At 70.0% G+C, this 19,269-nt stretch carries 13 protein-coding genes; 8 read left to right on the forward strand and 5 right to left on the reverse strand.

Going from position 1 to position 19,269, the window contains the following annotated elements; translation table 11 throughout:
• Positions 1–10: 10 nt before the first annotated feature.
• Entirely contained in the window at positions 11–559 is a 549-nt protein-coding gene (locus F0357_RS07595; RefSeq protein ID WP_376767826.1) for a DUF1285 domain-containing protein, read from the reverse strand.
• A gap of 316 nt (positions 560–875) precedes the next feature.
• Between F0357_RS07595 and F0357_RS07600 the strand changes: the two genes are divergently transcribed.
• The 4 genes from F0357_RS07600 to F0357_RS07615 are packed head-to-tail and all read left to right on the forward strand — an operon-like array spanning position 876 to position 7,807.
• Positions 876–1,892: an AAA family ATPase gene (locus tag F0357_RS07600; RefSeq protein WP_153479785.1), complete on the forward strand. Its 1,017-nt coding sequence runs from the start codon at positions 876–878 to the stop codon at positions 1,890–1,892.
• A gap of 20 nt (positions 1,893–1,912) precedes the next feature.
• Positions 1,913–2,860 (forward strand): DUF58 domain-containing protein, encoded by a 948-nt coding sequence (locus tag F0357_RS07605; protein WP_153479786.1) that lies wholly within the window; start codon positions 1,913–1,915, stop codon positions 2,858–2,860.
• Positions 2,857–5,712, forward strand: coding sequence for a DUF4159 domain-containing protein (locus F0357_RS07610; RefSeq protein WP_153479787.1), 2,856 nt, complete (start codon positions 2,857–2,859; stop codon positions 5,710–5,712). Before F0357_RS07605 ends, F0357_RS07610 begins: the two co-directional genes overlap by 4 nt.
• Before the next feature lie 13 nt (positions 5,713–5,725).
• Positions 5,726–7,807: a hypothetical protein gene (locus F0357_RS07615; RefSeq protein WP_153479788.1), complete on the forward strand. Its 2,082-nt coding sequence runs from the start codon at positions 5,726–5,728 to the stop codon at positions 7,805–7,807.
• Between the two features lie 15 nt (positions 7,808–7,822).
• Here F0357_RS07615 and F0357_RS07620 read toward each other — a convergent pair whose 3' ends face one another.
• Positions 7,823–8,314, reverse strand: coding sequence for a cupin domain-containing protein (locus tag F0357_RS07620; RefSeq protein ID WP_153479789.1), 492 nt, complete (start codon positions 8,312–8,314; stop codon positions 7,823–7,825).
• 69 nt (positions 8,315–8,383) lie between these two features.
• Between F0357_RS07620 and F0357_RS07625 the strand changes: the two genes are divergently transcribed.
• Together F0357_RS07625 and F0357_RS07630 are read left to right on the forward strand one after the other, a co-directional pair.
• On the forward strand, positions 8,384–9,007 hold the full coding sequence (locus F0357_RS07625; protein ID WP_153479790.1) for a TetR/AcrR family transcriptional regulator: 624 nt from the start codon (positions 8,384–8,386) through the stop codon (positions 9,005–9,007).
• Positions 9,008–9,166: 159 nt separating this feature from the next.
• Positions 9,167–9,718 carry an RBBP9/YdeN family alpha/beta hydrolase gene (locus F0357_RS07630; RefSeq protein ID WP_153479791.1) on the forward strand — a complete coding sequence of 184 codons (552 nt, stop codon included), beginning with the start codon at positions 9,167–9,169 and terminating at the stop codon, positions 9,716–9,718.
• 18 nt (positions 9,719–9,736) lie between these two features.
• Here F0357_RS07630 and F0357_RS07635 read toward each other — a convergent pair whose 3' ends face one another.
• Positions 9,737–12,409, reverse strand: coding sequence for a cation:proton antiporter domain-containing protein (locus tag F0357_RS07635; protein ID WP_208948256.1), 2,673 nt, complete (start codon positions 12,407–12,409; stop codon positions 9,737–9,739).
• A gap of 364 nt (positions 12,410–12,773) precedes the next feature.
• Between F0357_RS07635 and F0357_RS07640 the strand changes: the two genes are divergently transcribed.
• A complete protein-coding gene (locus F0357_RS07640; protein ID WP_312861690.1) occupies positions 12,774–13,391 on the forward strand; it encodes a septation protein A in 618 nt (205 codons plus the stop codon).
• 18 nt (positions 13,392–13,409) lie between these two features.
• Here F0357_RS07640 and F0357_RS07645 read toward each other — a convergent pair whose 3' ends face one another.
• A complete protein-coding gene (locus F0357_RS07645; RefSeq protein WP_153479792.1) occupies positions 13,410–14,957 on the reverse strand; it encodes an indolepyruvate oxidoreductase subunit beta family protein in 1,548 nt (515 codons plus the stop codon).
• Between the two features lie 10 nt (positions 14,958–14,967).
• Positions 14,968–17,118 (reverse strand): ferredoxin family protein, encoded by a 2,151-nt coding sequence (locus F0357_RS07650; RefSeq protein WP_153479793.1) that lies wholly within the window; start codon positions 17,116–17,118, stop codon positions 14,968–14,970.
• A 402-nt stretch (positions 17,119–17,520) separates the two neighbouring features.
• Here F0357_RS07650 and F0357_RS07655 point away from each other — a divergent pair, with 402 nt between their 5' ends.
• Positions 17,521–19,059: an ABC transporter substrate-binding protein gene (locus F0357_RS07655; RefSeq protein WP_153479794.1), complete on the forward strand. Its 1,539-nt coding sequence runs from the start codon at positions 17,521–17,523 to the stop codon at positions 19,057–19,059.
• Positions 19,060–19,269 lie beyond the last annotated feature (210 nt).

Raw genomic sequence — 19,269 nt, forward strand, 5'->3', positions numbered from 1 at the left:
GGACGCTGGCTCAGGCCAATGTCTCCGGCTCGGGTTCGAAGGCGAAGAAGCGTCCCCCGCTCCACACGCCGAGGCGCTGCCGGCCGTCGGTCTCGACCTCTTCGGCGAGCGCCACGAGATCGAAGGCGAGCGAGCGGGTGAGCCGCGCCTCCAGCCGCCCGCGCACCAGGATATAGGGTTTGAGACCGCCGGTCGCCTCCTCGATCTCGAAGCGAAGGGGATGGGCGTCGCCGCCGACGACGACCTCGCCGAGATGGGTGCGGAAGGTCAGGCTCTGGGTCTCGCCGCTGCCGGCCGCGTGCATCTCGACGGCGAGGAAGGGCGCATCCTCGACCGCGATCCCGACCTTCTCGACGGGGGTGACGAGATAGAAGCGGCCGTCCGCATCGCGCCGCAGGATCGAGGCGAACAGCGAGACGAGGGCCTCGCGGGCGATCGGCGTGCCCTGATAGAACCAGCGGCCATCGGCGGCGATGCGCATGTCGAGATCGCCGCAGAAGGGCGGGTTCCAGGCCTCGACCGGGCGCGGCCCGGCACCGGCGCCGGCCCGGGCGAGCAGGGCGGCAAGTCCGGGGTCACGGCCGGGATCGAGAGCCCTTTCGGGCGCGGCGGCAACCGTCTTGTCGTCGTGTCCCACGCTGTCTCCTCACGCAACTGGTATCGATGCGCCACGATTCCGCCCGCCTTGACGACCGTATTGAAACAATCGGCGGGGGCGCCGCTCTGGTCTCGGTGAGCAGGACGCTCCATTATCCTCTTCGGGATCGCAGCCTACCGATCCTTAATTTGGATTACGGTTCAGAGTGTGGCAGCAGGGGCGATCGCCGTCGACGGCGGTGGAACGCCCCCGCGCGGAACGGAAAGAGGAAGGGTCCATGACGGCAATGATCGAGCCCGGCAAGATCGCGCCCGGCCAGACGGACCCCGCCGCGATCGTGGCCGAGGCGGAGAGCGCCATGGCGCGGATCGCCGCCGCGAAGGGCGAGATCGGCCGCATCATCTTCGGCCAGGAGGCGGTCGTCGAGCAGACGCTGGTGACGCTGATCGCCGGCGGCCACGGCCTCCTCGTCGGCGTGCCGGGCCTCGCCAAGACCAAGCTCGTCGCGACGCTCGGCACCGTGCTCGGGCTCGACGCCCGCCGCATCCAGTTCACGCCGGATCTGATGCCGAGCGACATCCTCGGCGCCGAGGTGCTGGAACAGGCCCCCGACGGCAGCCGCAGCTTCCGCTTCATCCGCGGCCCGATCTTCGCCCAGCTCCTGATGGCGGACGAGATCAACCGAGCGAGCCCGCGCACCCAGTCGGCGCTCCTCCAGGCGATGCAGGAGCACCACGTCACGGTCGCCGGCGCGCGCCACGATCTGCCGGCGCCGTTCCACGTGCTCGCGACCCAGAACCCGCTCGAGCAGGAGGGCACCTATCCCCTGCCCGAAGCCCAGCTCGACCGCTTCCTGTTGCAGATCGACGTTTATTATCCCGACCGCGACGCCGAGCGCCGCATCCTGCTCGAGACGACCGGCATCGACGACGCCGAGGCGCGGCCCGTGCTCGCCCCCGGCGAGATCGCGGCCTTCCAGCGGCTGGTGCGCAGCCTGCCGGTCGGCGAATCGGTGGTCGAGGCGATCCTCGACCTCGTGCGCTCCGCCCGGCCCGGCGAAGGCCGTGCCGCCGAGGCGATCGCCTGGGGTCCCGGCCCGCGCGCCAGCCAGGCCTTGATGCTCGCGGTGCGCGCCCGTGCCCTGATCGACGGCCGCCTCGCCCCCTCGGTCGACGATGTGGTGGCGCTCGCCGAACCGGTTCTGAAGCACCGCATGGCGCTCACCTTCTCGGCCCGCGCCGAGGGGGCGACGCTGCGCGGCGTCATCGACCGCCTCGTCGCGCCGCTGCGCTGAGCCCGGCACTGGACCCCTCGATGGCCTCGTCCGCCGCGTCCCCGTCCGCCCCCGCCCGCGATGCGCACCGCCGCGCCGCGGCAGACGTCGACGCGCGGACGATCGAGGCGAAGGCACTGGCCGACACACTGCCGGAACTCCTCGCCGAGGCGCAGCGCGTGGCGGCGAGCGTCGTCGCCGGCTGGCACGGACGCCGCCGCGCCGGCACGGGCGAGACCTTCTGGCAGTTCCGCCCCTTCGTGAACGGCGAGCCGGCCCACCGCATCGACTGGCGCCGCTCCGCCCGCGACGACCATCTCTATGTGCGCGAGCGCGAGTGGGAAGCCGCCCACACCATCTGGCTCTGGGCCGATCTCTCGGCCTCGATGGCGTTCCGCTCCGCCCTCGCCGAAACGACCAAGCGTGACAGGGCGGTGGTGCTAATGATCGCCCTCGCCGAGCTCGCCGCCCGCGGCGGCGAACGCATCGGCCCGCTCGGACTCGGCACGCCGATCGCCAGCCGCGACGCCGCCGAGCGCCTCGCCACCACCCTGGTCCACGCCCCGGCGGAGGCGCTCTCGCGCCTGCCGGACACCGGCTTGGTGCGGTCGTTCTCCGACGTCGTCGTGATCGGCGATCTGCTCGATCCGCCGGCGGTCCTCGAACGCTTCATCGGCGACCTGTCGGCCCGCGGCGTCCACGGCCACCTGATGCAGGTGCTCGATCCGATCGAGGAGACCTTTCCCTTCGCCGGCCGCACCGAATTCCGCGACCCCGAGACCGGCGCGCTGATCACCGCCGGCCGGGCCGAGGGCTGGCGCGAGGCCTATCGCGACCGCCTCGCCGCACACCGGGAAGCGATCCGCCTGATCGCCCGCCGCGCTGGCTGGTCGTTCATCCTCCACCACACCGACAAGCCCGCCTCCGGCGCCCTGCTCGCGCTGCGGGCGTGTCTCGCGGGAGCCGGCACCGGCGGGGCGACACCATGATGGGCCTGCCGCTCGCCTTCGCGACGCCGGCGATCCTCGCCGCGCTCGCCCTGCTGCCGGCGATCTGGTGGCTGTTGCGCTTAACGCCGCCGCGGCCACGGCAGGTCGCCTTCCCGCCGACCCGCCTGCTCGCCGAGATCGCCCGCAAGGAGGAGACGCCGGCTTCGAGCCCGTGGTGGCTGACTCTGCTGCGGCTTCTCCTCGCCGCCGCGGTGATCGTCGCGCTCGCCGGCCCCTTGTGGCGCCCGGATGCGCGGGTTGCCGCCGGCTCGGGTCCGCTCGCCCTCGTCGTCGACAACGGTTGGGCCACGGGCCGCGATTGGGCCGAACGCGCCCGTGCTGCCGCGGCTGTGCTCGACGGCGCCCAGCGGGACGCCCGCCCCGTCATCCTCGCCGCCACCGCCGACGGGCCCGACCAGGATCTCGCGGCGACGAGCGTCGAGGTCGCCCGCGAACGGCTCGCCGCGCTCCGGCCCGAGCCGTGGCCGACCGATCGCGCCACTCTCGTCACCCCGCTCAAGACCGCGTTCGCCCAGGCGAAGCCCGGCGAGATTGTGCTCGTCTCCGATCGCGTCGCCGGGCGGGACGACGGCTTCGCCGCGCTTCTCGCCGGAGCCGGCGCACCGGTCGTCGTGCTCTCCGACCCCGCCGGCGATCCGATCGCGCTCACCGCGACCGAGAACGGCGCCGAGGCCCTGATCGTGCGCGCGACGCGGCTCCCGGGGCCGACGCCGCCGCCGCTAGCGGTGCGCGCGCTCGACGGCAAGGGCTTCGAACTCGGCACCGCGACCGCGACCTTCGCCCCCGGCGCGACGAATGCCGAGGCGCGCTTCGACCTGCCGACCCAGCTCCGCAACGACATCGCCCGGTTCGAGATCGCCGGCGAGCGCAGCGCCGCGGCGGCCCGCCTCGTCGACGACCGCTGGCGGCGGCGCACCGTCGGCCTGCTCTCGGGCGCCGGCGCCGACGTGGCCCAGCCGCTGCTCTCGCCGCTGCATTATCTCTCCCGCGCGCTCGCGCCCTATGCCGACCTGCGCGAGCCGACCGAGCCGAACCTGCCCGTCGCCATCGACCACTTGGTCAGCGAGGGCGTTTCGGTGATCGCGCTCGCCGACATCGGCAAGCTCACCGGCGAGGCTCACGACGAACTGAAAGCCTGGATCGAGAAGGGCGGCGTGCTGGTGCGCTTCGCCGGGCCGCGGCTCGCCGCCGGCACCGACGACCTCGTGCCGGTGCGGCTGCGCCAGGGCGGGCGCGTGCTCGGCGGCACCCTGTCGTGGGAAACGCCCCAGCCGCTCGCGTCCTTCTCCGACACCGGGCCGTTCGCCGGCCTCAAGGTGCCGAACGACGTGACCGTCGAGCGTCAGGTGCTGGCCGAGCCGGACGCCGACTTGAACGAACACACCTGGGCGAGCCTCGGCGACGGCACGCCGCTCGTCACCGCCTCGCGCCTCGGCCAGGGCTGGGTGGTGCTGTTCCACGTCACCGCCGACACCGCGTGGTCGAACCTGCCGCTGTCGGGCGCGTTCGTGGAAATGCTCCAGCGTATCGTCGCCTTCTCAGCGGCGGCCGGCAACGCCAAGACCGGCGGCTCGCAGCCGCTGCCGCCGTTGCGCGTGCTCGACGGCGAGGGCCGATTGATCCCGCCGGGGCCGGACGTGCAGCCCCTCGCCCCGAACGCGCCGCTCGAAGGCGGCGTCGGGCCGGCCCATCCGCCAGGCCTCTACGGTGCCGAGACCGCGTTCCGCGCCCTCAACCTGATGCCGAAGGATGCCGTCATCGCCCCGTTCGACCTCGGCCCGCTTTCGGGCGCCCGCCAGCTCGACTATGCCGCCGCCGGCCCGATCGACCTCAAGCCCTGGGTGCTCGGCCTCGCCATGGCGCTCGTACTCCTCGACGGACTCGCTGTGCTCTTGATCGCCGGCGGCCCGCGGCTGCGCCGCCGCGCCGCTGCGGCGGTGCTCGCCGGCGGTCTCGTCGCGGCGATCGGCCTGCCCGGCCCGCCGGCCCGCGCCGAGACCGGCTCGGCGGCCGCAGCGACGCCCGTGGCCGCCGATGCCAAACCGGCCGATGCGAAACCGGTCGATCCGAAGGCACTCCAATTCGCCGAGCAGGCGACGACCTCGACCCGCCTCGCTTATGTCGTGACCGGCAACCAGGAGATCGACGAGGAGAGCCGGCAAGGCCTCAACGGCCTCACCACCTTCCTCGCCGAGCGCACCGCGCTCGAAGGCGGCACGCCGATCGGCGTCGATATCGCCAAGGACGAGCTCGCCTTCTTCCCGCTGCTCTATTGGCCGATCGATCCCAACGCGCCGAAGCCGTCCGAGGCGACGATGGCGCGCATCGACGCCTATATGCGCAACGGCGGAACCATCCTGTTCGACACCCGCGACGCCCTCAGCAATCCCCGCGGCAGCGGCACGGTGAGCCCGGCGGCGCAGAAGCTGCGCGAGATCCTGGACGGCCTCGACATCCCCGCACTGGAGCCGGTGCCGGCCGACCACGTGCTGACCAAGTCGTTCTATCTGATGCACGATTTTCCGGGCCGCTACACCGGGAGCCCGCTCTGGGTGGAATCGCTGTCGGCCCAGAGCGCCGACGCCAATCCAGACCGCCCGGTGCGCTCCGGCGACGGCGTCTCGCCGATCCTCATCACCGGCAACGATCTCGCCGCCGCATGGGCGCTGACCGACGGCGGCGAATGGGCCTATCCGACGGTGCCCGCCGATCCGGACCAGCGCGAACACGCGATCCGCTCGGGCATCAACATCGTGATGTACACCCTCACGGGCAACTACAAGGCCGATCAGGTCCACGTGCCGGCCCTGCTCGAACGGCTCGGCCAATGAGAGCGACCCGCCGATGAACTGGTCGCTCGCCGCGAGCCCCCTTCTGCCGATCGCCCTCATCTCCGCCTTCGCGGTGGTCGGGCTCGCCCTTTCCGTGGCGGGCCTCGTCCGCCGCGTGCGCGGCGCCTGGCTGCGGCTCGCCGCCGTCGCGGCCCTCCTCGCCGCCCTCCTCAATCCCGCCCTCGTCGAGGAGAAGCGCAGCCCGCTCACCAGCGTCGCCGCCCTGGTGATCGACCGCAGCCAGAGCCAGGACCTCGGCGACCGCACCGCCGCGACCGAGGCCGCCCGCAAGGCGCTGCTCGACACGCTCGGCAGCCTCAAAGACGTCGAGGTGCGCGAGATCGACGTCGCCCCGGCCGCGGGTGCGGACGGCACGCGGCTGTTCTCGGCGCTCTCCTCGGGTCTCGCGGACGTGCCGCCCGACCGCGTCGCCGGCGCGATCCTCGTCACCGACGGTCAGGTCCACGACGTGCCGGCGAGCGCGGCGGCGCTCGGCTTCGACGCCCCCGTCCACGCTCTCGTCACCGGACGGCCGGACGAGATCGACCGCCGTCTCGTGCTCGAGCGCGCGCCCCGCTTCGGCCTCGTCGGCACGACCCAGAGCGTGCGCCTCAGGGTCGAGGACGAGGGCCGCAAGGATGCCGGCGGCACGGTCAAGCTCACCGCCCGGCGCGACGGCGAGACGATCGCCGATCAGGAGGTGCCGATCGGCCAACCGTTCGACCTGCCGATCGAGATCGCCCATGGTGGGCAGAACATCTTCGAGTTCGAGGTCGCGCCCCTCGCCGGGGAACTCACCGCCGCCAACAACACCGCGGTCGCGATCGTCGACGGCGTGCGCGAGAATCTCCGCGTGCTGCTCGTCTCCGGCGAGCCCCACGCGGGCGAGCGCACCTGGCGCAACCTCTTGAAATCCGACGCCTCGGTCGATCTCGTCCACTTCACCATCCTGCGCCCGCCGGAGAAGCAGGACGGCACGCCGATCAACGAACTCTCCCTGATCGCCTTCCCGACCCGGGAATTGTTCGCGACCAAGATCAACCAGTTCGATCTCATCATCTTCGACCGCTACCACCAGCGGGGCATCCTGCCGCTCGTCTATTTCGACAACATCGCCCAGTTCGTGCGCGGCGGCGGCGCGGTGCTCGTCTCCGAAGGCCCGCCGCAGGATCCGGCGAATTTCGACGGCCAGAGCCTGTTCGACACGCCCTTGTCGAGCGTGCTGCCGGCCGAGCCGACGGGGCGCGTCATCGAAGAGCCGTTCCGCCCCGAACTGACCGACATGGGCAAGCGCCACCCGGTGACCCGCGATCTGCCGGGCTCCGAGCAGACGCCGCCGGCCTGGAGCCATTGGTTCCGGATGATCGACGCCAATGCGAGCTCGGGCCAGACCGTGATGTCCGGCGCCGAAGGCCGGCCGCTCCTCATCCTCGGCCGCGAGGGCAAGGGGCGCTCTGCGACCCTGCTCTCCGACCACGCCTGGCTGTGGGCGCGCGGCTACGAGGGCGGCGGCCCCCACGTGCCGCTACTGCGCCGGCTCGCCCATTGGCTGATGAAGGAGCCGGAGCTAGAAGAGGAGGCGCTGCGCCTCTCGGTGCGCGGCACCAACCTCGTGATCGAGCGGCAGACGCTCGGCGACACGGTGGCCCCGGTGACGCTGACCGATCCCACCGGCCGCAAGAGCGAGGTGACGCTGAAGCAGAGCGCGCCGGGCCTGTGGACCGCGACGGTGCCGGCGACCGGCGTCGGCCTCTATGTGGCGACCGACGGCGAACGCAAGGCGCTCGCCCATGTCGGCCCGCCCAACCCCCGCGAACTCGCCGACGTGCGCTCGACGACCGAGATCCTCGCCCCGATCGCCCAGGCGACCGGAGGCACGGTGCGCCGCATCGGCGCGGGCGATGCGGCCGAAATTCCCCGCATGGTGACGCTCGCGGAGGCGACGCGCTTTGGCGGAGACGATTGGATCGCGCTCAAATCCACCAACGCCACCGTGCTCGAAGGCTTGGTGCGGGTGCCCCTGCTCGGCGGCTTCCTCGGCCTCGCCATCCTGCTCTCGGTGCTGGCGCTGACCTGGGCGCGCGAGGGGCGATAACGGCGCCCCCGGCGTTCAGGCGGCCGGGAACACCATTCCATAGTCCGCGGCACGCCCGAGAAGGCGGCCGACGAGATCCGGCGCGACCGATTGAGCGCGCGCGTCCGGTCGTTCCACCGGCACACCGAAATCGACGAACATCCGTTCCATACCCTTCGGCGAGAAGCCGGTGACGAAGGTCGTCGGCCGATCGCCTTCGTTGATGAAGGTGTGCAGCGCCCCGGCCGGGATCGAGGCGCTTTCGCCCTTCGCAAGCGTGCGCGCCGCGCCGTCGACGATCACGGTGAGCGTACCCTCGACGATGTAGAAGAACTCCGAGCAGTCCTCGTGGAGGTGCGGCGGAGGCCCCGGCACCTGCGGGTCCGACACCACCTCGAGCAGGGCAAAATCGCCGATGGTGTGAAGCGGCGTGACGCGATGGCCGAGCATCCAGCGCGTCTCGGCGACGTATCGGTCCGTCGGCACCCGGTCGACGATGGTGGAGGTAGGGGACGATGGGGCTTGCATAAGCGGTCTCCAGTGCTAGATATTGAGACAAATTCCATTCATGAGACTGTGTCTCATTTCGGAGAGATCATGTCAAGCGCCGAAACCGGACGAGTGAACCAGCGCCTGCGAACCCGACGGGCGCTCCTCGAGGCGGCCAGAACGCTGATGGCGGAGGGCAAGACCCCGAGCGTCAGCGAGGTCGCCGACGCCGCCCTCGTTTCGCGTGCGACCGCCTACCGTTACTTTCCGCACCAGGACATGCTGCTCCTCGAAGCCGGGCTCGACGAGGCCTTCGATGCGGTGACGCCGGCGGGCCTCGATGCGCTTGCGGACCCGGTCGAGCGGGTCTCCGCCGTCCAGACGCACCTCGTCGGGCTCGTCCTCGCCAACGAGGACCAGTTCCGTCACTTCCTCGCGGCGGCCCTCCAGCGTCGGGCAGCGGATCAGGACTTTCCGCCCCGCGGCGGTCGACGCCTCGCCGCCCTCGGCGAAGCGCTGCAGCCGTTCGAAGGCACGCTCGGCGCCGAGGCCCACGGACGGCTTTTGAACGCGCTCGCCGTGCTGTGTGGTGGGGAGGCGCTGATCGCGCTCAAAGACATCTGCCACCTGTCCGACGCCGATGCCTGCGGCGTGCTCGACTGGGCGGCCCAAGCCCTCGTCTCGGCGGCCTTCCGTGACGCACCACGAACGGCGACGGCCGTCGCGGACTGACCAGCATTCGCCCGGAGGCGCAATCCATTCTACGAAATGGACTATCTATGGGTGTTTTTGCCTCCCATAGCTGACGTTCGCCATCATATTAGAATGCGTTTTCACAGAGGCGCACAGCGGCATACCTGATCCAAGCCGCGCATGGCGGAGGCAGACCCGATGTCGATCCTGATCCTTCCCGGCCTAAACGGCTCGAGCCACGGTCATTGGCAGCGGCATTTCGTCGAGACGCGGGCCGGTGCCCGGATTGTCGAGCAGCGCGACTGGGACCGCCCCGAGCGGACGGAATGGGTCGCGACCCTCTCGGCAGCAATCCTTCAGGAGGGGCGGCCTGTCGTGCTCGTCGCGCATTCGCTGGCGGTGGCGCTGGTCGCCCATCTCGCCGCGACGCCGATCGCGCGCCATGTCGCCGGCGCACTGCTGGTCGCCCCCGCCGACGTGGAGACACCAGCCCGCACCCCAGAGGCGGTGCGCAATTTCGCGCCGCTGCCGCGCGGGCGGCTGCCGTTCCGCTCGACGCTGATCGCAAGCCGCGACGATCCCTACATGGACCAGGCCCGTGCACGGACGCTCGCCGAGGATTGGGGCTCGCTGTTCGTCGATCTCGGCAACGCCGGGCACATCAACGCGGCGAGCGGCCACGGCCCCTGGCCGGAGGGCCTCGCCCACCTCGACGCCCTCGTCGCAACCGCCGGCCGCGCCACCGCCTGAGCGGGGCGCGGCGCCGCCTCACCCAGGCTGGGCGGCGGTCGCGGTGGCGTCCGACAGATCCGCGTCCGCGAGCGGCGGCACGTTCGGCTGGCCGTCGAGGCTCGCGGTGGCGGTGCCGCTGATGGTGAAGTCCCCCGCGGCGAGCGACACGCCGGGCGCGCCGTCCGCGGCGACTGCCTCGTCCAGCATCGGGGTCGCCTGGTTCTGGGCGAGGCGCTGGGCGGCCACGCTCTGGACCTTGGTGTTCATGTCCGGGTTGCGCGCCAGCAGGGCCTGGAAATCCTCGCCTTCGAGGATCAAGAGGTTGCAATAGGAGATCGCCGTCACGTCGGCGGAGCGCCGCCCGCCGGTGATGAGGGCGAGTTCGCCGATGAAATCGCCGCGGCCGAGCCGGAGCGGGCCCTGCGCGAGTGCCACCTCGACCGCACCCGAGGAGATGAAGAAGACGGATTCGCCCCGCTCGCCGCGCCGGATCAGCCGCTCACCCGGCACCGCGAAGCGCGGCCGCAGGAGCTTCGCAATCTGCAAGACTTCGACACCGTCGAGATCCTTGAAGAGCGGGAACTGCGCCACGAGCTGGCGGGTGTCGAGCCCGAGATCGAGCTTCGGCCGGATCTCGCTCGCGGCCCGCTTCGCCTTGATGCCGCGCTTCAGGTCGTGAAGCAGCTCGGTGCCGATCAGCCGGTCCTCGAACAGGTTGTCGTATTCGAGCTCCTCGCGCCGCAGCGCCGAGCGCGTGAGGAAGCGCTCCTCCAAGACCTGGGCATAATCGGGATATTGCAGTTCGAGCGCGGCGAGCGAACGCGCCACCGCCTGATGCCGCTGGTCGACGATGTCGCTGATGATGCCGCCGAGCCGCTCGCCGAGCACCGCATTGAGCCGCTCGGCGACGAACGGCTTCATCTCGGTGAGCACGATGCGCATGACCAGGATGCGCTCGAAGCGATCGGACAGGGCGTCCGACAGGAGACGCTCCCACCCGAGCCAGCGATGGATCCTGAGCGCGATGCGGAAGCGCAGCGAATAGCCGAGCATCTCCTTGGCGGCGCGGTTGTATTCGACGCGGCCGCCGGTCCGGGCGCGCTCGCGCAAGCGACCGATATCGGTCAGCAGATGCTCGATGATGCGGATCGAGACGGTCCGCTCGCGGAACAGTTCGAGGACGAGTTCGCGTTCCCGGTCGGCGAGGGCGACGAGGCCGACCTTGAGGCGGTCGCGCTCGATCACGTCGGCGCGCTTGGTGTCGGTGCGCTGGCGCACGTCCTCGATGCGCTTGTCGTAGGGCCGGATCGCCCGGTCGGCGATGTCCTTGGGGATTTCGGCGGTCTCGGCGGTGTAGCGCAGCGCGTCTTTGACGTTGCCGAGGGCCACCGCAACGACACCATCGCGCATCGCGACATCGAACGCGGAGATCTGATCGAGCTTCAGGACGTGGATCAGCGAGCGCAGCGTGGTGCCGTTGACGAGCAGGGTGAACAGGGTGAAGCCCGTCGCCGTCGCCGCGATGAAGCGCTGGATTTCCGGCGGCACGCCTGCGTTCTCGGTTACCGACAGCGCGAGCGCGAGCGTCACCGCGCCGCGCAGGCCGCCCCAGACGATGACCACCTTGTAGGCGTTCGAGACCCGCTCCGAGACCTTGAGGAACGACAACAGCGGCAGCAGCGCGAACAGCACGAGCGCGCGTGACAGGAAGGCGGCGAGGATCAGCGCGCCGAGCGGCACCAGATCCCACAGGCCGATGTCGCCGAGAAGATGCGGCACCAGGATCGAGGCGAGCACGAAGATGAGCGAGGCGGCCCAGAACTCGATCTGCTCCCAGATCTCGCGCAGGTGCCGCCACGGATCCGGCGCCACGATGGTGGGGCCGTGGATGTTGACGGCGACGCCCGCGGCCACCGCGGCGACGACGCCGGAGACGTGGAACAATTCCTCGCCGCCGATGAAGACGAGATAGGGCACTGCGACGCTGATGGTAACGATGGCGGCCGGAATTTCGCGCACGAAGCGGAACAGGCCGGTGGCGACGAGCCCGCCGAAATAGCCGAACGCGGCGCCGCCGATGCCGGCGATCGCGAAGCGGAGGAGGCCGTCGGCGACGGTCGTCTCCTTGCCGGTGAGGAGGAGCTCGAGCAGGAGCACGAACAGGGTGATGGCGGCGGCATCGTTGAGGAGACTCTCGCCCTCGACGAGGCGGGTGAGCCGCGCCGGGGCGCCGAGCTCGCGGAAGATCGCGATGACCGCGACCGGATCGGTGGTCGCCACGATGGCGCCGAGCAGGAGGCAGGCGACGAGCGGCTGGCCGCTCACCGGCGCCAAGGTGAAGCCGATCGCCGCGGTCGCGACGAGCACGGCCACCACGGCGAGGAGCAGGATCGGCGCGATGTCGTCGACGAGGCGCCGCACGTCGAGGCTCAGCGCCGTCTGGAACAGCAGCAGCGGCAGGAAGATGTAGAGGAACGTATCGGCCGTGATGGGGAAATCGACGAACACGCGGGCGAGCGTGTCGAACGAATTGGTCCACGGCGAGTAGAGGATCAGGGCGGCGACGGCGCCGATCAGGATGCCGACGGTCGCGAGCAGCACCGAAGCCGGAACCTGAAGCCGCTCGGCGACCGGTTGCAGCAGCGCCACGACGACGAGCAAGCCCGCAATGGCCGCCAGGATGAGCTGAAGGGTCAGGACTTCGTGCATGAGGTCGTCGTCGCTCGCGAATCGCGCCGGGCCGCGCCCCCGGGAGACTGGGTTCGCGGCCGCTGCGGCGCCTTGTCTGGAAGCGGAGGGATCGCCGTTGACGCTTCCTCGCATTCCACTTTGACGCAATCACGACGGAAAGTCAGGGCGCAAAGGCCGGCGGCCCTGTCGAAAACCGAACGCATTCATGGCTTAATGGGCGCACAATATAGTTATTGATGGCGCACCGCATGCAGCCGCCAGTCCGACTGCGGCGTACCGCGCCGCCGACACGGACCGAAACGGTTCAGATGCCCAGGCACGAGCCGTCCCCGGCGACCCGCCGGCCCGGCCCGCCGAATAAGGAACGATCGTGAGCGAAGACATCCTCGCCGCCGAGAAGCGCCCGCCCGCCCCGCGCGGCGACCTGCGCAAGCTGCCGCCGCTCGCCAAGCTCGCGCTGGAGCTCGGGCCGCTCGCCGTGTTCTTCGCCGCGAACGCCCGCGCCGGCCTCTTCATCGCCACCGCCGCCTTCATGATCGCGACCGTCGTGGCGCTCGCCGTGTCGTTCGCCTGGGTCCGGCGGGTGCCGATCATGCCGCTCGTTTCGGGCGCGGTCGTGCTCGTGTTCGGCGGGCTGACGCTGATCCTGCACGACGAGCTCTTCATCAAGCTCAAGCCGACGATCGTGAACCTGTTGTTCGCGTCCGTGCTGCTCGGCGGCCTCGCCTTCGGCCGGCCGCTGCTCGCCCGGGTGTTCGACGAGGTGATCCGCCTCGACGACGACGGCTGGCGTAAGCTCACCCTGCGCTGGGGGCTGTTCTTCGTAGCGCTCGCCATCCTCAACGAGATCGTCTGGCGGTCCTTCCCGACCGACACCTGGGTCTCGTTCAAGGTGTTCGGGGTGATGCCGCTGACGCTCGTGTTCGCGATGTGCCAGATGCCGCTGATGCAGCGCCACGCGCTGCCCGACGACAAGCCGGACGCCACGCCGGGGGCGTGAGCGCCTCCTCGCTCCCCTTCACAGCGTCTCGATCGTCTTCAAAGCGCCGTCGAGGGCCTTGCCCTCTTCGTCGATCAGGGCGGATTCGCGCAGGCGGCGCAGCCAGGCGGCGGCGTCCGGACGGCCCTTCAGACGCGGCAGCGCGGCGAGCACCCGGTCGAACTTCGATTCCCCGCGGGCGTGGGTGTCGGAATAGCCCTTGATGAGCCGCCGGCAGCGCAGGATCTCGACGGCGAGATCGTAATCGGCGGCAAGCGTCGCGGTGGCGAGACCGAGCCAACGCTCGATGTGCTCCATCTCGCGGGCATGGCGCAGGGAGCGCGGCCGCAGCGGCTTCAGGGCCGACACCGCATAGAGCGCCAGGAACCAGCCGATCGTGCCGGTGCGCACCCGCCGCCCGCGGTTGACGAGCTTGTCGAGCCGGGCGAACAGCGCGGGCCGCGCCTCGAGCCAGCGGCCGAAGCCGGCCGGCAGCGTGCCCGCGACCTCCTCCATGCGCGGATGCATGAATTCGGTCGTGTAGACGATCTCCTCGCGCTTCGCCCCGATCTCCGTGCGCACCCGGTCGAAACGGGAGGCGCGGGTCTTGAGGTCGGCGACGCGGATGACGTCGTCGTAGGCGAGGGCGATCGCGAGATATTTCGCCGCCTCGCGGGTGAAGGCGTGGCCCTTGGCGGCGCCACCCGCAGCGCGGTCGAGGGCGGCGAGGCCGTTCAGCCGGTCGAGATAGAGGCCGGCATAGGCCGGGTCCTGGAAATCGACGAGGCGCTTCACCCCGGCGAAGGCGAGCGGACGGGCTTCGTCCGGCACTTCGCGTCGCAGCCGGTCGAGGAGCGCGTCGAGGGCCGGGTGGCCGGCCGTCGGGGGCAGGTCGTCGAACCGCTTCGGCGGCGTCTTCGTCACCTCGGCGCGCGGCTTCGTCTCGACCTGAGCGAACGCGGCAGAGAACGCCTTGAGGCTCGGCCCGACGCCCTTGCCGCCGGCCTTGATCGCCGCCTCGAAGGCCGCGCGGGGAAAGGGCAGCACGGCCGCGCCGGCGAGCGCGCCGAACATCGCCGACGAGATCACGCTGCCGTTCGCCTCGGCGAGCGCCTGGAGATCGAAGGCGACGACGCGCTTCGCCGCGATGTCGCTCGCGTCGACGACGACCGCCGGGTCGCCCGCACCGTCGCCGGGCTTCTCCTTCTCGACCACGGCGAAGGCGCGATGGCTCGAGGTGATGAGGGTGGTGCGCTCGGGCGTGACGAGGCCGCGCAGGATCGAGCGCCCCGCCTCCATGAACTCGGCGGCGAGGACGACGTCCACGTCGCCCGGCGTCGGCATCAGGGAGAGCACCGGCATGCGGCCGTCCTTCGCCGGCAGCATCTCGATATAATAGATCGTGGCGCCGGTGCGCTGAGCGACGCCGGGCACGGAGGTCGATTGGGCGACCCAGCCCTCGGCCTCCGCCATGGCGACGATCCAGTCGGCGAGCACGCCGCCGCCCTGCCCGCCCATGGCGAGGATGGCGACCGAGAGCGGCTTGTCGCCGGAGAGGCGGGTCGGAAAGGTTTCGTGGCGCGTCATCGTCACCCCCTCAGCCGAACACGACGCGGCGCGCTTCGCGCCGGCGCTGGAGGAAGCCGATCACCGCGGCGCGCACCCGCGCCAGCACCCGGTCGGTGCGGGTCGGGTTGAGCACCACGTCGGCGCGATAGAACGAGGGGCACAGCACCGCCGCCTCGGCGACCTCGCCGCAATTGCCGCAGGCGACGCAGGAATTGTCGATCGCCGCCACCGGATCGTCCTTCAAGGGATCGTCGGTGTGCTTGACCGAGAGCGAGGGACAGCCCGAGAGGCGGATGCAGGCGTGATCGCCGGTGCAGACGTCCTCGTCGACGCCGAAGCGTTCGCGCACCATGCGCTTGCCGGCCTTCACCGCCTGCTGGAACAGGGGCTTCACCCGGCGCTGCTTGTTCAGCATGCATTCCGAGGAGGCGACGATGATCTTCGGCCCCGGCTCCTTGGTCGTCAGCGCCTCGCGCAGGGTGTCGCGCATGCGGGCGACGTTGTAGGTGCGGTCGATCTGGCGCACCCAGGTCGCGCCGATGCCCTTCACCGCGTCGACGATGGAATTCTTGGTGGCGCGCCGCGGATTGTCGGCGCGGGAGGAGAGGATGTCCTGCCCACCGGTCGCCGCCGAATAGAAATTATCGACGATGAGGATGACGCCGTCCTGCTTGTTGAAGACGGCGTTGCCGACGCTGGTGGCGAGCCCGTTGTGCCAGAAGCCGCCGTCGCCCATCACCGAGATCGAGCGCTTCGCCGCCGGCACGTTGAAGGCCGAGGCCGAGGCCGGCCCGAGTCCGTAGCCCATCGTGGTGGCGCCGATGTTGAACGGCGGCAGGATCGAGAACAGGTGGCAGCCGATGTCGGCGGCGACGTGGTGGGGGCCGAGTTCCTTCTCGACGAGCTTCATGGCGGCGAAGATCGGCCGCTCCGGGCAGCCGGTGCAGAAGCCGGCCGGGCGCTGCGGCACCACCTCGGCGAGCGCCTTCACCTTCGCGTTCTGAAGCACCGGGGCGGGATCGGGCAGCGGCGGCCCGTTGCCGAGCAGCGCCTTGTCGTGGGTCTCCAGGAACGCCTTGATGCCGGCGACGAGGACCGGCGCGGTATATTCGCCGCCGAGCGGCAGCATGCCCTTGCCGGCGACGCGGGTCTGGATGTCGCGGCGACGCAGCACGGTGTTGAGCGCCTGCTCGATGAATTCGGGCTGGCCCTCCTCGATCATCAGGACCGCATCCTTGCCGGCGCAGAAGGCGGCGAGCTCGTCGTCGACCAGCGGATAGGTCACGTTGAGGACGTGTAGCGGGATCGCGGTGTCGCCGTAGACGTCGGCGAGGCCGAGCAGTTGCAAGGCGCGCAGCACGTTGTTGTACATGCCGCCCTGGAGGATCAGGCCGACTTTGCCGCCCTCGGGACCGAACGTCTCGTTGAGCCTGTTGGCGCGGATATAATCGACCGCGGCCGGCCAGCGCTTCTCGATCTTCTCCTTCTCGTGGAGCAGCGAGGCGGGCGGCAGGACGATGCGGCCGGTGTCGCGCTTCGGGCTCTCGAGCGCCTCGCGCAGGGTATAATCCGGGCGCCGGTTCGCCTTCGCGACGAACTGGCCGTGGACGTGGCAGGTGCGGATGCGCACCTGGAGCATCACCGGGGTGTTGGAGGCCTCCGACAGGGCGAAGCCGTGCTCGACCGCCTCGACGATGGTCGGCAGGTTCGGCCGCGGGTCCATCAGCCACATCTGCGACTTCATCGCGAAGGCGTGGCTGCGCTCCTGCATGATGGAGGAGCCCTCGCCATAATCCTCGCCGATGACGATCAGCGCGCCGCCGGTGACGCCGCCGGAGGAGAGGTTCGACAGGGCGTCCGAGGCGACGTTGGTGCCGGCGGTCGACTTCCACGTGACGGCGCCGCGCACCGGATACATCACCGAAGCCGACAGCATGGCCGCGGCGGCCGCCTCGGAGGCCGACGATTCGAAATGGACGCCGAGATCGTCGAGCACGTCCTTGGCGTCGGCGAGCACGTCCATGAGATGGGAGATCGGCGAGCCCTGATAGCCGCCGACATAGGAGACGCCCGATTGCAGGAGCGCCTTGGTGATCGCGAGAATGCCTTCGCCGTGGAAGACCTCTCCCTCGCCGAGTTTCAGGTCCTCGACTTCGCGCGCAAACGAGCGTTCGGCCATGGTGTCCTCCGCCGATGGATCGCTGTTGAAAGCGTATGGTGCCCCTCTGTCGCGGCGCCTTTTGCGGCGTTCTCGCGGTCAGACACATGCAGATTCATATTTCTCGGGTTCTAGATTGTCAAATTGCGCCGCGGCCGGACGATCGCCTGCTGCTGAGCCCTCGCCCCCGGCTTCAGGCTGCCCTGATGGCAAAGCCGCGTCCGCCGGATGGCCTGATGCTGCGGCGCGGTATCCTCGCCCCCGCACCTCTCCGTGCATGTGCATAGAAATGCGGCGTGCTGCGCCCGCCAAAAGGGCTTTGCAAAGCCTCGGGCATAATTTTATGTTTGAAATATTCGGATCGGGACAACCCGGCCAAAAGCCACGCTGCGGCTATCTCCAAGGGGAACGAGGGAGACTTCGATGCTGACACTGAACCGTCGCCAGACGCTCGCGGCAGGAGCCGGCGCGTTCCTGGCGACCCTGATCGCCAAGGGCCGCTTCGCCTCGGCCGCGGCGAGCGACACGCTCACCATCGCCTACAACGTCAATCTGCCGTCGTTCGACCCGACCACCGGTCCCTCGGCGGTGAACCCGACCATCCAGGCGATCTACCGCTCGGTGTTCGATCAGTTCGTCGGCCAGAAGCCGGATCTCTCGTTCGAGCCGGGGCTGCTCACCGCCTGGGGCTGGAACGACGACAAGACCAAGGTGTGGATGGACGTCCGCACCGGCGTGACCTGGCACGACGGCTCGCCCTTCACGCCCGAGGACGTGGTGTGGTCGCTTGAGCGCGCCGCCGATCCGAAGACGGGCAACCCGATCCAGTTCGTCTGGTCGACGATCGAGAACTTCAAGATCGAAGGCAACCGCATCACCGCGGACGTCAAGTCGTTCGACCCGACCCTCTTCAAATGGATGGCCTTCCTCACCGGCTACGTGCTGCCGAAGGCCTATTACGAGAAGGTCGGCGCCGAGGGCTTCGAGAAGAAGCCGATCGGCACCGGGCCGTTCATGGTCGACGCCTACGAGGGCAACGCCTTCCTGCGCCTCAAGGCGAACCCGAATTATTGGGGCGGCAAGCCGGCCTTCGAGACGGTCGTGTTCAAGTTCGTGCCGGACGGCACCAGCCGCGTCGCCGAGATCGAGAGCGGCTCCTCGGACGTCACCCTTGAGATCCCCTACGAGGAATATGACCGCCTGCGCCAGAAGTCGGGCCTCGCCGGCGTGTGCAAGCCGATCTCCGACATCGGCATGATCTTCATCACCAATGTCGACGCGACGATGCTCGACAAGAATGTCCGCCTCGCCGCCTGCCACGCGGTCGACAAGTCGGCGATCGTGAAGCGGCTGCTACGCGGCTACGGCGTGCCGATCGACACCCTCCAGGCGCCGGAATACGAGGCCTACGATCCCTCGATCAAGGTGCCCTACGACCCGGCGCTGGCCAAGAAGCTGCTCGCGGCGAGCGGCTATTCGGTCGAGAAGCCGGTCAAGTTCAAGATCCAGACCACGCGCGGCTTCAAGCCCAAAGACTACGAGATGATCCAGGCGATCGTCGGCATGTGGCGCAAGGTCGGCATCGAGGCCGAGATCGAGGTCTACGAGATCGCCAAGCACTACGAGCTCAGGGCCGCGCACAAGCTGGCGCCGATGGCGTTCTACAATTGGGGCGACGCGATCGGCGATCCGGCGACCTCGACCGGCTTCGCGACCTTCGGCCCCTCGCCCCACTCGGCCTGGAAATCGAAGGACCTCGACGCCATGATCGGCCCCTTGTGGGGCGAGAAGGACGAGGCCAAGCGCATCGCCGGCTGGAAGGCCGTCGACAAGTACATCGCCGAAGAGGGCTACGTCCTGCCGCTCCTGCAATATATGCAGCCGATCGTGTTCAAGGCCGACCTCAAGGTCATCCCGAACACCTCCGGCGCGCTGCAGCCGACCCTGGTGTCGAAGGCGTAAGAGGCGACGCTTCGCCGGCGTTCACCTCCACCTCCTCCCCACGCTCTCCGGTCCACCCTCCCCTGCCAGGGGGGGTCGCCGCGCAGCGGCGGGGCGGGGTGAGCGCCGCGAACACGGCCCCTTTCGCCGAGCCCCGCGGCGCCTGCGGCGCCGCGACCCCACCCCGTCACGCCTTCGGCGTGCCGACCCTCCCCCTGACAGGGGAGGGTG

It is taken from the genome of Segnochrobactrum spirostomi, assembly GCF_009600605.1.
Lineage (GTDB): Bacteria > Pseudomonadota > Alphaproteobacteria > Rhizobiales > Segnochrobactraceae > Segnochrobactrum > Segnochrobactrum spirostomi.

Coding starts and splice junctions, on each gene's coding strand:
- F0357_RS07600 (WP_153479785.1), top strand. CDS start 876: ATGACGGCAATGATCGAGCCCGGCAAGATCGCGCCCGGCCAGACGGAC.
- F0357_RS07605 (WP_153479786.1), top strand. CDS start 1,913: ATGGCCTCGTCCGCCGCGTCCCCGTCCGCCCCCGCCCGCGATGCGCAC.
- F0357_RS07610 (WP_153479787.1), top strand. CDS start 2,857: ATGATGGGCCTGCCGCTCGCCTTCGCGACGCCGGCGATCCTCGCCGCG.
- F0357_RS07615 (WP_153479788.1), top strand. CDS start 5,726: ATGAACTGGTCGCTCGCCGCGAGCCCCCTTCTGCCGATCGCCCTCATC.
- F0357_RS07620 (WP_153479789.1), bottom strand. CDS start 8,314: ATGCAAGCCCCATCGTCCCCTACCTCCACCATCGTCGACCGGGTGCCG.
- F0357_RS07625 (WP_153479790.1), top strand. CDS start 8,384: ATGTCAAGCGCCGAAACCGGACGAGTGAACCAGCGCCTGCGAACCCGA.
- F0357_RS07630 (WP_153479791.1), top strand. CDS start 9,167: ATGTCGATCCTGATCCTTCCCGGCCTAAACGGCTCGAGCCACGGTCAT.
- F0357_RS07635 (WP_208948256.1), bottom strand. CDS start 12,409: ATGCACGAAGTCCTGACCCTTCAGCTCATCCTGGCGGCCATTGCGGGC.
- F0357_RS07645 (WP_153479792.1), bottom strand. CDS start 14,957: ATGACGCGCCACGAAACCTTTCCGACCCGCCTCTCCGGCGACAAGCCG.
- F0357_RS07650 (WP_153479793.1), bottom strand. CDS start 17,118: ATGGCCGAACGCTCGTTTGCGCGCGAAGTCGAGGACCTGAAACTCGGC.
- F0357_RS07655 (WP_153479794.1), top strand. CDS start 17,521: ATGCTGACACTGAACCGTCGCCAGACGCTCGCGGCAGGAGCCGGCGCG.